At 35.8% G+C, this 13,210-nt stretch carries 18 protein-coding genes; 15 read left to right on the plus strand and 3 right to left on the minus strand.

Annotated elements, in window-relative coordinates; genetic code table 11:
- Window positions 1–30: 30 nt before the first annotated feature.
- From lpxD to EV200_RS21745, 9 genes are all read left to right on the plus strand, one after another.
- Window positions 31–1,107, plus strand: a complete 1,077-nt coding sequence (gene lpxD / locus EV200_RS08610) for a UDP-3-O-(3-hydroxymyristoyl)glucosamine N-acyltransferase (RefSeq protein WP_132531144.1) — start codon at window positions 31–33, stop codon at window positions 1,105–1,107.
- Window positions 1,097–2,512, plus strand: coding sequence for a bifunctional UDP-3-O-[3-hydroxymyristoyl] N-acetylglucosamine deacetylase/3-hydroxyacyl-ACP dehydratase (locus tag EV200_RS08615; RefSeq protein WP_132531146.1), 1,416 nt, complete (start codon window positions 1,097–1,099; stop codon window positions 2,510–2,512). Before lpxD ends, EV200_RS08615 begins: the two co-directional genes overlap by 11 nt.
- Entirely contained in the window at window positions 2,509–3,294 is a 786-nt protein-coding gene (lpxA, locus tag EV200_RS08620) for an acyl-ACP--UDP-N-acetylglucosamine O-acyltransferase (RefSeq protein WP_010599175.1), read from the plus strand. Before EV200_RS08615 ends, lpxA begins: the two co-directional genes overlap by 4 nt.
- Window positions 3,295–3,415: 121 nt before the next feature.
- The gene (locus EV200_RS08625; RefSeq protein WP_132531148.1) at window positions 3,416–3,889 is read left to right on the plus strand and encodes a GNAT family N-acetyltransferase; all 474 of its coding nucleotides are present in this window, start codon (window positions 3,416–3,418) and stop codon (window positions 3,887–3,889) included.
- A 6-nt stretch (window positions 3,890–3,895) separates the two neighbouring features.
- Window positions 3,896–4,510: an ABC transporter ATP-binding protein gene (locus EV200_RS08630; protein ID WP_132531150.1), complete on the plus strand. Its 615-nt coding sequence runs from the start codon at window positions 3,896–3,898 to the stop codon at window positions 4,508–4,510.
- 442 nt (window positions 4,511–4,952) lie between these two features.
- Window positions 4,953–5,513, plus strand: a complete 561-nt coding sequence (gene efp, locus EV200_RS08635; protein ID WP_029281675.1) for an elongation factor P — start codon at window positions 4,953–4,955, stop codon at window positions 5,511–5,513.
- Window positions 5,514–5,633: 120 nt separating this feature from the next.
- A complete protein-coding gene (gene efp / locus EV200_RS08640) occupies window positions 5,634–6,194 on the plus strand; it encodes an elongation factor P (RefSeq protein WP_132531152.1) in 561 nt (186 codons plus the stop codon).
- A 79-nt stretch (window positions 6,195–6,273) separates the two neighbouring features.
- Entirely contained in the window at window positions 6,274–6,834 is a 561-nt protein-coding gene (locus EV200_RS08645; RefSeq protein WP_132531154.1) for a 5-formyltetrahydrofolate cyclo-ligase, read from the plus strand.
- Between the two features lie 11 nt (window positions 6,835–6,845).
- Window positions 6,846–7,004, plus strand: a complete 159-nt coding sequence (locus EV200_RS21745) for a hypothetical protein (protein ID WP_165877896.1) — start codon at window positions 6,846–6,848, stop codon at window positions 7,002–7,004.
- Between the two features lie 43 nt (window positions 7,005–7,047).
- Here EV200_RS21745 and EV200_RS08650 read toward each other — a convergent pair whose 3' ends face one another.
- The 3 genes from EV200_RS08650 to EV200_RS08660 form a co-directional block, all read right to left on the minus strand.
- Window positions 7,048–7,815: an exodeoxyribonuclease III gene (locus EV200_RS08650; RefSeq protein WP_132531156.1), complete on the minus strand. Its 768-nt coding sequence runs from the start codon at window positions 7,813–7,815 to the stop codon at window positions 7,048–7,050.
- A 98-nt stretch (window positions 7,816–7,913) separates the two neighbouring features.
- Window positions 7,914–8,348 (minus strand): IS200/IS605 family transposase, encoded by a 435-nt coding sequence (gene tnpA, locus EV200_RS08655; RefSeq protein WP_132531158.1) that lies wholly within the window; start codon window positions 8,346–8,348, stop codon window positions 7,914–7,916.
- 273 nt (window positions 8,349–8,621) lie between these two features.
- Window positions 8,622–9,332, minus strand: a complete 711-nt coding sequence (locus tag EV200_RS08660; RefSeq protein WP_132531160.1) for a peptidylprolyl isomerase — start codon at window positions 9,330–9,332, stop codon at window positions 8,622–8,624.
- A 94-nt stretch (window positions 9,333–9,426) separates the two neighbouring features.
- On the opposite strand from EV200_RS08660, the gene EV200_RS08665 reads away from it, so the two are divergent.
- From EV200_RS08665 to EV200_RS08690, 6 genes are all read left to right on the plus strand, one after another.
- Window positions 9,427–9,831 carry an HYC_CC_PP family protein gene (locus tag EV200_RS08665; protein WP_132531162.1) on the plus strand — a complete coding sequence of 135 codons (405 nt, stop codon included), beginning with the start codon at window positions 9,427–9,429 and terminating at the stop codon, window positions 9,829–9,831.
- 86 nt (window positions 9,832–9,917) lie between these two features.
- Window positions 9,918–10,454: a heavy-metal-associated domain-containing protein gene (locus EV200_RS08670; protein ID WP_132531164.1), complete on the plus strand. Its 537-nt coding sequence runs from the start codon at window positions 9,918–9,920 to the stop codon at window positions 10,452–10,454.
- Window positions 10,455–11,267 (plus strand): hypothetical protein, encoded by an 813-nt coding sequence (locus EV200_RS08675; RefSeq protein ID WP_132531166.1) that lies wholly within the window; start codon window positions 10,455–10,457, stop codon window positions 11,265–11,267.
- A gap of 71 nt (window positions 11,268–11,338) precedes the next feature.
- On the plus strand, window positions 11,339–11,842 hold the full coding sequence (locus tag EV200_RS08680; RefSeq protein ID WP_132531168.1) for a DUF3347 domain-containing protein: 504 nt from the start codon (window positions 11,339–11,341) through the stop codon (window positions 11,840–11,842).
- A complete protein-coding gene (locus tag EV200_RS08685) occupies window positions 11,842–12,402 on the plus strand; it encodes a helix-turn-helix domain-containing protein (protein WP_132531170.1) in 561 nt (186 codons plus the stop codon). Before EV200_RS08680 ends, EV200_RS08685 begins: the two co-directional genes overlap by 1 nt.
- A 156-nt stretch (window positions 12,403–12,558) precedes the next feature.
- Window positions 12,559–13,131 carry a YceI family protein gene (locus EV200_RS08690; RefSeq protein WP_132531172.1) on the plus strand — a complete coding sequence of 191 codons (573 nt, stop codon included), beginning with the start codon at window positions 12,559–12,561 and terminating at the stop codon, window positions 13,129–13,131.
- Window positions 13,132–13,210: the final 79 nt, after the last annotated feature.

Here is a 13,210-nt window from a genome sequence, read left to right on the forward strand (position 1 = left end):
TCATATCAATTTAACATATACCTTTGTACGATGCAATTTACTGCAAAGCAGATAAGCGAGTTTTTAGAAGGTTCCATTGATGGCAACCCAGACGTAGCCATTACTGAACTTTCCAAAATAGAAGACGGGAAAGAAGGCTCATTGTCTTTTCTTTCTAACCCTAAATACGAGAACTTTTTGTATTCCACGCAGGCATCAGTGGTAATCGTTTCAAAAGATTTTACGCCTAACCAACCTTTTACCAGTACATTGATTCGTGTGGATAACCCATACAGTTCATTTACCATTTTACTGGATAAGTATAACGAAGCCATGAATGCACAGGGTGCCTTATCTGGAATAGATAAACTGGCCTTCGTTCATCCTACGGCAAAGATCGGATCAAATGTATTTATTGATGCCTTCGCTTATGTTGCTGAAAATGTTGTGATTGGCGACGGTTGTCGACTTAGTGCTCAAACTTTTGTAGGGGCTAATACCAAAATTGGCGAGAACAGCATTTTTTTTCCAGGCGTTAAAATTTATCATAACGCCGTGATCGGAAGCAGGGTAACCATTCATGCCAATACTGTAATTGGCAGTGATGGCTTTGGTTTTGCACCACAAAAAGATGGAACTTATAATAAGATCCCTCAAATTGGAAATGTCATTATTGAAGATGACGTGGAAATTGGGGCCAATACTACGGTAGACCGTGCAACCATGGGATCTACGATCATTAAAAAAGGTGCAAAAATTGATAACCTTATCCAGATTGCACATAATGTTGAAATTGGTGAGAATACCGTTTTAGCTGCACAGTCTGGTATATCTGGCAGTACAAAAATTGGCCCGAATAGCGTTGTGGGCGGACAGGTAGGTATTGCTGGTCATCTAACCTTAGCAAAAGGCACTCAAATCGGTGCACAAGCTGGTATCAACTTTAACATCACAGAAGAAAACAAACAATGGCATGGTAGTCCGGCGCAACCTTTGCGCAACTGGATGCGGGCATCCGTAATTTTTAAACACCTGCCGGATGTGGAAAAAAGAATAAATATACTCGAAGAAGAATTGAAAAAGCTTACGGCTGAATTGGAAAAGAATACAATACACAATGAACGTTAGACAGAAAACGATTAAACAAGAAGTATCAGCATCTGGTGTTGGTTTACATACGGGCGCTAATGTGACTTTAACATTTTGCCCTGCACCTGAAAATCATGGGTTTAAATTTCAACGTATTGATTTAGATGGTCACCCTATTATTGATGCAGACGCAGATAATGTAACAGACACTTCCCGTGGTACCACCATTGCTCAGAATGGAGCCAGCGTAAGTACGATAGAACATGTTATGGCATCTCTTGTAGGTATGGATTTAGATAACATCCTGATCAAACTTGATGGACCTGAAACACCTATCATGGATGGTAGCTCTATTCAGTTTATTGATATATTGGAAGAAGTTGGAACGGTTGAGCAAAATGCAGATCGTGAATATTTCACTATTCCCCATAACATCACTTATACAGAAGAAGATAGAAAGGTAGAAATTGTAGCGATGCCGCTCGATGATTATCGTTTTACTTGTATGATTGACTATAACTCGCCAGTTTTAGGCAGTCAACATGCCGGGATTAATACCATTGCAGAGTTTAAAAAGGAAATCGCTTCCTGCCGTACGTTCTGTTTTTTACATGAATTAGAATATCAACTATCGCATAACTTAATTAAAGGTGGCGATTTAAATAATGCAATTGTTATAGTAGATAAAGAGGTAACAAAGGATGAATTAAGCCATCTTGCCAAGCTTTTTAACCGTGCAGACATTGATGTGGCTCCACAGGGAATCTTAAATAACATGGAGCTACGTTACCAGAATGAGCCAGCCCGTCATAAATTATTAGATATGATTGGCGATTTAGCTTTGGTGGGGATGCATTTAAAAGGCCATATTATGGCTGCCCGTCCGGGCCATGCCGCAAACGTTGCCTTTGCAAAGAAAATTAAAGCAGCCATTAAAAAAGAGAAAAACAAAAAAATTCAAAAGGTGTACGATCCAAGTGCAAAACCATTATATGATATCAATCAGGTAATGGACATTTTGCCTCATCGTCAGCCGTTTTTATTTGTAGATAAAATTTTAGAACTATCCAAAAACCATGTGGTTGGCGTTAAAAACGTCACCATGAATGAGGAGTTTTTCAAAGGTCATTTTCCTGGCGCACCGGTTTTTCCAGGTGTGATTCAAATAGAAGCCATGGCTCAGGTTGGAGGTATTTTAGTTTTAAGTACTGTACCAGATCCGAGAAATTATCTTACTTATTTCTTAAAAATAGATAACGTTCGCTTTAGGGCTCAGGTTCTTCCTGGCGATACGATTGTTTTCCGTTGTGACTTACTAGAACCAATCAGGAGAGGTATTGCTCAAATGAAAGGTGTAGGTATGGTAGGCGAGAAAATTGTTGTCGAAGCCGAAATGATGGCTCAAATTGCAAAAGTTAAACAAACAGAACCATCCGAATCATGATACAACCTTTAGCATATATACACCCACAGGCAAAAATTGCCGAAAACGTAGTAATAGAACCCTTTGTAGTGATACATAAGGATGTTGTGATTGGCGAAGGAACATGGATTGGTTCGAATGTGACCATTATGGATGGCGCCAGGATCGGCAAAAACTGTCGTATTTTTCCTGGAGCAGTAATCTCCGGAGAACCTCAGGATTTAAAATTCGCCGGAGAAGTAACCACAGCAGAAATCGGTGATAACACAACCATCCGTGAATGCGTAACGATTAATCGTGGCACAAAAGATAAATGGAAAACTGTTATCGGCAGTAATTGCTTAATTCAAGCCTATTCTCATATTGCGCATGATTGTGAGGTGGGTAATAACTGTATTTTTTCAAACAGCACCACACTAGCTGGACACATTACGATTGGAAATAATGTTGTTTTGGCTGGCTTAGTAGCTATTCATCAATTTGTTAAAGTAGGTTCTTACGCATTCGTAACCGGTGGATCATTAGTTCGTAAAGATGTGCCTCCATATGTTAAGGCCGCACGCGAGCCTCTTTCTTATGCTGGGATCAATTCTGTAGGTTTGCGCCGAAGAGGTTTTACCAATGAACAGATCGACGAAATCCAGGAAATTTACCGTGTACTTTTTGTAAAGCACAATAATGTAACCAAAGCTTTAGACATGATTGAGGCAGAATTTAAGCCTACGGAGATTCGTGATGAGATTGTAGATTTCATCCGCAATTCTAACCGTGGTGTGATGAAAGGCTTCGGGATGGGTAGCTAAAGGTTTAAGGTTTAGGGTTAACTTGAGGTTTCTAATTAAGTTTGACTATCCCCGAAAATAAAACTAAAGTTTATCGTTAAAATTTAGATGTTCTTAAGAGCTGACATCGTGATCATATCGGATGAGTAATATAACGCTAATTAGAACAAATTCAGATCTAATTGATTTTAGACAGTTGGTGGCTTTGCTAGATAAAGATTTAGCCATAAGAGATGGTGATGACCATGCTTTTTATTCGCAGTTTAATAAAATAGATGCGATTAAAGAAGTTGTGGTGGCTTATCAGAATGAAATTTCTATTGGCTGCGGCGCCATAAAACCTTTCTCTAATACCGCTGTAGAAATTAAACGCATGTTTGTTCATCCCGATTATAGAAACCAAGGCATTGCGGCTAAAATGCTTAATGTGCTTGAAGGATGGGCATTAGAACTTGGATATACTGAATGCGTGCTGGAAACTGGTAAAATGCAACCTGAAGCCATTGCACTCTATCAAAAAGTTGGTTATCAGATTACGCCAAATTATGGCCAGTATATTGGTGTAGATAACAGCGTTTGCATGGCAAAACTGTTAAACACTTCCCAAACGGCATAACGATTAATGAAGATAACTTTAAACAATGTTGGCAGAAGATTTAATAAGGAGTGGATTTTCAGAGGCTTAACTACTGAATTTACATCTGGAAACAGTTATGCCATTTTAGGTCCAAATGGTTCAGGTAAATCAACTTTACTAAGTGTATTAACCGGAAGTTTATCTCCATCGGAAGGCGAAATATTTTTTTCAGCAGATAAAGATATTCCTGTTGAAGACATTTACCAGCAGATTAGTTTAGCGGCACCTTATTTGGAACTGGTAGAGACTTTCACCTTAACTGAAATTATCGATTTTCATTTTAAGTTTAAAAATTTTGCACCAGGTATTAATTGCAAATCACTTATATCCATTCTTGGCCTGGAAAAATCAGCTAATAAAGAAATTAAATATTTTTCTTCAGGAATGAAGCAAAGAACTAAGCTGGCCCTGGCTTGCTGCTCGGACTCTCCTATCCTATTTTTAGATGAACCAACCAGTAATTTAGATGTTCAGGGTGAAGATTGGTATCGGGAGTTAATCAAAAACTTCACTAAAGACAGGTTGACTATTATAGGCTCCAATCAATTTCGCGAATATGAATTTTGCAATATTCAGATACAAATCGCTGATTATAAGTAGTATAATTTAGTTAACACACCCTTCCATAATACCTTTTTTGTCATCCATTTGTATTATAAAATAATTTTTAATAAAATATTTTGTAGTTAAGAAATAGTTAGTACCTTTGCACCACCAAAAAGAGAAACAAATATTAAAATATTCTCTTCCAGGAAATGATTATAATTTCTGTTTTACAGAATTCAAAATATAGCCCTTTAAAGGCAAAGAGTTTTTCATAGTTTAGTTTGAGGTTTAGGTTGATTATGCCTTTGGAGTGGTTCCCAAAGGCATTTCTTTTATATGGTGTTTTTTGGCAAAAAGACAAAACGAAGACCTGGTCATCTTAGCATAAGTTTCCAAACCAATGAACGAATGACTATCGAACCAATGAACCAGTTTTCCTTTCCAAATCAGAAACCATTTTTTAACTTTGATGTTCTTAAAAACATTTCAATATCAAATGGCCAAAGCATCAGAAGTAAAAAGTGGAAACGTTTTGCGTTTTAACGGGGAATTAGTCAGTGTAGAAGAATACATTCACCGTACGCCAGGAAATTTACGTGCATTCTATCAGGCAAGAATGAGAAACGTTAAAACTGGCAAAATTGTTGAATATCGTTTTCGCACAGATGAAGAAGTAACTATTTGTCGTGTAGAAACAAACGATTATCAATATTTATATGAAGATGGTGATTATCTGGTTGTGATGGATAATAACACATTCGAACAATACAATATTCCTAAATTACTTTTTGGCAGTTCGATTAAGTTTTTAAAAGAGGGTATGAATGTTACCATTGCGTTCGAAAGTGATGAACCGATTGTGGCGCAGCTTCCAAACAGTGTTGAGCTTGAAATCACCTACACCGAGCCGGCAGTAAAAGGTGATACTTCTACAAGTGCACAAAAATATGCAACGCTAGAAACCGGAGCTGAAATCAGAGTGCCTTTATTCATTAATCAAGGAGATAAAGTTAAGATTGATACCAAAAGTGGTGATTATATGGAACGGGTGAAATAACCTTTAATGTTACTCAACCCTAAGCCTTATCCCTTAAAGCTTTATAGGTTTTAAATAAAATAATTTTACCTTTGCGATCACAAAAAACTGAAATATAAATCCAATTAAGGATCAAACAATATGGCTAAAGCATCAGAAATTAAAAACGGCAACATCCTTCGTTTAAACGGGGAATTGGTTACTGTTGACGAATGGAATCACCGTACACCAGGTAAAGGTGGTGCATTTTACACTGGTAAATTTCGTAACATTAAATCGGGTAGAATTGTAGAGGCTCGTATGAATACAGATGAGGCTGTAGAAATTTGCCGCGTAGAAACCAGTGATTATCAATATCTATATGAAGATGGCGATTATTTGGTAGTAATGGATAACAATACCTATGAACAATATAATGTAGAAAAATCTTTATTTGGTTCAGCAATCAAATTCTTGAAAGAAGGCATGAGTGTGATCGTTTCAATGGAAAGTGATGAAGCCATCATGGGTCAGTTGCCAAACTTCGCTGAATTTGAAATTACATATTCAGAACCAGCAGTAAAAGGTGATACTTCTACAAACGCATTAAAAGCTGCAACACTAGAAAATGGCGTTGAAGTAAAAGTACCTATGTTCGTGAATCAAGGTGATAAAATTAAAATTGATACACGTACAGGAGAGTATGTTGAGCGTGTAAAATAATATCCAATATAATAACGAAAAGCCTCTGAAGTTAATTCTTTAGAGGCTTTTCTATTTAGTAATCTTTAACTTTGTTATTATGCTAAAAGCAGAAATCAGAAAAAAAGCTTTAAAAGATAGATTAGCAATTAGTGATGAAAAATATAAGCTACTAAACAATGGTTTATTTAATCAATTTACAACACTAGATTTTGGTAACATCAAAACACTTCACATCTTTTTACCCATAACTGAAAAAAAAGAGCCTAATACTTTTTTGTTAATTGAATGGCTGACAGAAAACCATCCACAAATTAAGATCATCGTTCCAAAAGCTGATTTTGAAACAGCTTTGATGACCAATCATGAATATTTAGGTGAACATGATTTACAAAGAAATATTTATGATATTCTCGAACCGCAAAAGGGAACTATTCATCATGGTGAAATAGACTTGGTTTTAATTCCGCTTTTAGCTTTTGATAAAAATGGTTATCGCGTAGGTTATGGCAAAGGCTTTTATGATCGTTTTCTCGAAAATATAAATGCTCAAAAAATAGGCTTATCTTTGTTACCTGCAATTGATAAAATCGATGATGTAAATGAACATGACATCCGTTTAGATTTTTGCATTACACCAACTGATACAATCAAATTTTAAGCTGAATCATCATGCCACAGGAAATCGTGATCAAAACCGAAAAACAATACGAAGACAATATGGTTGCGGTATTTGAACTGCAGGAAAAAGAAGAATTAACAGCGGATGATTTAAAGCAAATTGAGCTGATGTTAAAAGCAGGTGAAAAATACGAGGCAGAACATTTATAATCCATTGTAATAATAAGCCCCTGCTTTAGCTAGACTATTTAAATCAGTCGATTTCCAGCAAAACCGGACAATGATCAGAGTGAATCGCATCGGGTAAGATCCTCACATTTTTCAATCTGCTTTCCATTTGTCTGGTAACCAGATGATAATCAATCCGCCAACCCAGGTTCTTCCCTCTCGAACCAGCCCTATAACTCCACCAGGTATAATGATGCGGATCCTGATTGAAATAACGAAATGTATCGATAAAACCGTTATCTAAAAACAGTTGCATCCATTTACGTTCTTCGGGCAAAAATCCAGATGAGTTAGCATTTGATTTGGGATTGTGAATATCAATTGACGTATGACAAATATTATAATCTCCACTTACAATTAAATTAGGGATTTCCTGGCGAAGCGTTCCAATATACGCATCAAAAAATCGCATAAATTCGTATTTCTTAACCTGCCGCTCATCTCCACTCGAGCCTGATGGCATGTACAAACTCATTAATGAAAAGTCATCAAAATCAGCTCGCAAAATTCTGCCTTCCTGATCAATCCATTCTTCTCCACAGCCAAAAACAACCCTATTTGGTTCGATTTTAGTAAGAATAGCTACACCACTATAGCCCTTCTTTTGTGCCGGAAACCAAAAATGGTGATACCCTAACTGCTCTATTAAAGCAATAATTTCTGTTATTTGTTCTGGCAAAGCTTTTACCTCCTGCAAACAGACCATATCTGCATTTGTAGCTTGCAGCCAGCCAAAAAAGTTTTTGGTGCTTGCGGCACGAATACCGTTTACATTATAGGAGATGATTTTCATTTATTAGGCTCATTTGTGGTGGTAAATTTAGGATTATTAAACGCACTACGGGATATGCTCTTTCCATTTTAAGAAAATTTCAGCCATCTGAAAACATTTTATTTTTCTGAAAGTCCATGAAGATTCAAAAAACCATCATATTCATCTTGAAAATTTTTCTTTCTATGGTGTTCCTTTTGATTTTTAATATATTGATAAACCCGCTCCATTACTGATTCACTAATAGAAAATGAGGCATAACCAGTTTGCCAGGAGAAATTATCAAGAATTAATTTTTCCTGATTTACATAATGTGAAGAACTCCCCTTAACTTGTTTGATAACCTCGGCAATAGATTTATTGGGGCATAATAGAAAAAGACAATGAATATGGTCAGGCATTCCATTTATTATCCGAACGACACAACCTAGATCTTTAAATTGATTATAGATAAATTCATAGACCTTGCGTTCAATCTGATGCGATATATAATGATTTCTATTTTTTGTAGCCCAAATCGCATGTATCCAAATCTTATTATACGAATGAGACATAACTTGATTGTTTAATTAAATCACTTTATGAATCTACATTTTTTCGATTAAATATTTATAACAATTAAAATCATGAAAAATATTGCAAATTACGGGCTTCAAAATTTCTAATTTTTTAACCATGATTGAAATCATGGGCTAATGGAATATCATTTGCATAACCATATATCTATCTCCATGATTGAAATCATGGGCTATATTTTTAATATTCAAGACTAATGGAATATTAATTCACATCCAATTGCACAACCCACGATTAAAATCGTGGGAAACTCAAACCTTAATTTCGATTTGCTCCAACCGCTTTTCCAGCTTCCTTACCGCTCTTCTTTTCAAAACCGTAATATCCATTTTCACATCCTGCTTAGGTCGGTCGTTTTTATCTGTTTCCATAGCAGCAATTTTATCAACCATATCTAAACCCACTACAATTTCGCCATAAACTGTATAATTTCTATCCAGATGTGGCACACCTCCAATGGTTTTATAAATCTGTCTTTGCCATTCGGGAATTTTGAATTTCAAGCGCTTTTCCTCCAGGGCATTCAACTGCTCATCTGTAAAAACTTTTCCCTGCACTAAATAAAACTGGCTACCACTAGATGCCTTGGATGGATTGATAACATCTCCTTCCCTTGCCGCAGCCAATACACCTTTTTTATGAAACAAGCTATCTCTAAATTCTGCAGGGATAGTGTACTTAGGCCCACCTTCGCCCAATAAAGAATCAGGCATGGCATTTCTGGAATCAGGATCACCGCCTTGGATCATAAAAGATTTAATCACCCGATGAAACAATACCCCATTATAATAACCCTTTTTAGCCAACTTTAAAAAGTTATCTCTATGCAATGGGGTTTCATTATATAATTTAATAACGCATTCTCCAAACTCGGTTTTAATCCGGACGTATTGATTTTTGGGTTTTGCTGCAAAAGCAGAAAGCATTGAAAATGTACAGATGAACAATAAAAATTTCTTCATTTAAATGGTGTTTGAGGCTAAATTAAGCTAAAAAATGAAATTCAATAAATAATGGGGTTTATTATTCGGTTTTTTTTAACATACATTTGTATTAATGAAGTTAAAACAAAAAATAGCACTTTCTTTGGCCGTATTCTATGCGGTTAGTGTTATGGGTTTGGCTTTAAGCTTGCATTTCTGCGGCGGTAAATTAGAGAACGTAAAACTGTTCAGCAATGAGATTTCTTGTAAATTCTGTAAGGATATCCCTGCTGAAAAGAAAAAAGATAATGGTTGCTGTAAAAACACACAGGTAACTGTTAAGGTTAAGGATAGTCATCAAACTGAGGCACAAATACAAATGCCGAAGTTATTTGCTATTCAACTTTTTCTTCATCCACCAGTTTTAGAGTTCCTATCGAATATCAGTCCAAAGTTTTATAGCAAAATCTCCAATAAAGCTCCCCCACTTTCATCAAGGGTAGCTTTGCATGTTTTCAATTGTATTTTTAGGAATTAGGATTAATCGTTTAGCCTATTAATGTTAGCAATAGCATTTTAACAGGCTCAATGTTACATTTTCTTAAATTCTAATTCAAAAAAATCATGAAAACGATTAAATTATTTAGCATCATTATGCTTCTTTTCGCCGTAAATGTTTCGGCACAACAAATATCAACTGCAGATTTACAGGTAACAGGTTTAACCTGTTCCATGTGTTCTAATGCCACACAAAAATCTTTAGAAACATTAAGCTTCATCACGTCAGTAAAACCTGATTTAAATAAAAATATCTTTGTACTTACTTTTAAAAAAGGTGCTGATATCAACTTGGATATGGTGCGTAAAAAAGTGCAGGATGCTGGCTTTTCTGTAGGTGGCTTAACTGCAGATTTTACCTTTAACCAAGTTAAGATAGACGATAAAGGTCAGGCCATTGTAGACGGAAATGTTTATCGTTTCGTAAATGCAAAAAGCAAAACCCTAAATGGAACGGTAAAGGCATCAATTGTAGATAAGAATTTTATTTCTGGTTCTGCATTTAAAAAGCAAGCCAATGCAGTATCATCTGATGCTTATGCAAGTGGAACAGCTGTTGTAAACGGAAAGAAAACGCGTGTTTATCACCTTATTCTTTCCTAAATGAGACGACTGATTATTATGGTGCTGGTCGTCATCAGCACGATGCAATTTGCTTTTAGTCAGGAATTATATGTGTTCACAGAGCCTGCAAGTAATATGCCTACCAAATCTATTGGTGTTCGTTTAACCAACGAGGGTATGTTTAATAATCCGGGTTTTGTGAGCAGGACAATTCCAGAAGTAATGTTTGGCTTTAATAAAAACCTGATGGCGCATGCGCAGGCTTTTCTTTCTGATATGGATGGAAAGTATCGTTTAGAAGGTGGCAGTTTATATGCGAAGTACCGCTTTCTTTCTATTGATGAAGCACATAGTCATTTCAGGGCTGCTGCCTTCGGAAGAATCAGCACCAGTAAACGGCCAACCTACACCAGAGATATTAATTTAGAAGGCGATAACAGTGGCGCCCAGGGTGGTTTCGTGTTTACGCAGTTGTTACACAAATTAGCCCTATCCGCAACATTAGGTTATGCTCATGCTTTTAAAGATAGCGACAAACAAATTACGGGAATGCCGAGACCAAATAATATGCTTTCATATAGTTTATCATCTGGTTACCTGGTTTTACCTTTCGTTTATAAAAACTATAAGGAACCTAATTTCAACGTATACTTTGAAATGTTGGGTAAAACGGACCCAAGCTCTGGTCAAAGCTATTTAGATTTAGCTCCAGCTATTCAGGTAATTCTAAATAGTACCACCAGAATTGATTTGGGCTACCGTTTTCAAGCTGCAGGAAATATGACTGACCGTTATACCAAAAACATGTATCTGGTAAGGGCAGAGTTTAACTTTTTTAACGTTTTAAAATAAAATTCACGATGAATCTTGACGGTGTTTAGCACTCGCATAAAATTCATTATCACTACATAATATAAATCACAATGAAAAAAACTATAATCCTAATGGCCATCATTGCCATAGCAACAACTAAACTAACCTTTGCACAAAGCAAAACAGATGTAGCTTTTAACCAATTATTAACAGCTTATTACGATGTAAAAAATGCTTTAGCAACTGATAAAAAAGACACGGCGACAGAAAAAGCCAAAGTTTTATTAACTAAGGTTGATGCCATTCCACACAAAGATTTACCCGCAGCACAACATGCACTTTGGATAGAACAAGCTAAAATTATCAAAGCAAAAGCGAGCGAATTAGCCGTTGCCAAAGACATTAAGTTACAGAGAAAATCTTTTGAAAGCCTCTCATCTGCCATGATTAAGACCATTAGAACGATCGGGTTTAATAATGCTACGGTTTATGTTCAGCATTGCCCGATGGCAAAAGCCAGTTGGTTAAATGAAAAAGAGAACATTGAGAATCCATATTATGGTAGTATGATGTTTGATTGCGGAGACATTTCTGAAACCATAAAACCCAAATAATGATTTTGCATATCAAAAATATGGTATGCGACCGTTGTAAAATGGTGGTTAAGGCCGAACTTGAAAAGCTTGGCCTTAACCCTGTTTCGGTTGAACTAGGCAAAGTTGTATTGGCTGAAAATATCCAGGCAGATGATCAACTTAAAATTGCTGAAAGTTTAAGCCATTTTGGTTTTGAATTATTAGCAGATAAAAAAACTCAACTCGCTGAACAGATCAAAACCTGCATCATTAATCTGATTCACTATTCAAAAGAACCACTTAAAGTTAATATGTCAACATATTTAAGTGAGCATATCCAACTTGAATACACACAGATTAGTACGATATTTTCTGAGGTTGAAAATCAAACCATCGAGAAATATTTTATCGCTCAGAAAATTGAGAAAGCTAAAGAAATGCTTACCTATGGCGAGTTAACATTAGGTGAAATTGCCTATCAGTTAAATTATAGTAGTGTGGCTCATCTTTCTGCTCAATTTAAAAAAGTGACAACATTAACGCCTACAGTATACAAAACTCTTACATCTGATCTGCGGAAAACGTTGGATGAAATATAATTTTATGCCTGAAACCTAGCCACTGGATATTCTATCTTGTGACAAGAAAACTTAACTCATTATAATAAAGCAGATTACAGATGATTTAATTTTTTCTTATCATACATCAACACTACAGCCTCAGCTGTAAGCATACCTTTGTAAGAAAAACAAGACATGAAAAAATTATTCTTATTCTTAGTAGCTGCTTCTATTAGCATCTCTTCATTTGCACAAACCAGCTGGAAAATAGATCCAATGCACTCATTTGTTAACTTTTCAGTTAAACATATGGGCATTTCATTCGTTGATGGATCATTCAAAAAATTTGATGGTACAGTTACTGCATCTAAACCAGATTTAACTGATGCTAAAATTGCATTTACAGTTGATGTAAACAGCATTACCACCGGTGTTGAAATGCGTGATGGCCATTTAAAAACAGATGATTTTTTTAATGCTGAAAAATTTCCGACTATGAAATTTGAAAGCACATCTTTCAAAAAATTAAGCGGTAACAATTATGAATTAAGCGGTAAATTAACCATTCGTGATGTAACCAAGGATGTGAAATTTGCAGTAGTATATGGCGGAACAGCAAAAGATCAGCAAGGAAATACCAAAGCTGGTTTTGGCGCTACCACCACAATCAACCGTTTAGATTATAACATTAAATATGATCCAACTGGTGCGGGTGTTGCTAAAGATGTAACCATCAAATTGAACTTAGAATTTGTTCAAGCAAAATAATGATTAGACCGTCATTTCGATTGAAAAATAATTGAGAAACAGTTTAAAAGATTTCTCCAATCAGTCGAAATGACGTTTT

Source organism: Pedobacter psychrotolerans (assembly GCF_004340665.1).
Taxonomy (GTDB): Bacteria; Bacteroidota; Bacteroidia; order Sphingobacteriales; family Sphingobacteriaceae; genus Pedobacter; species Pedobacter psychrotolerans.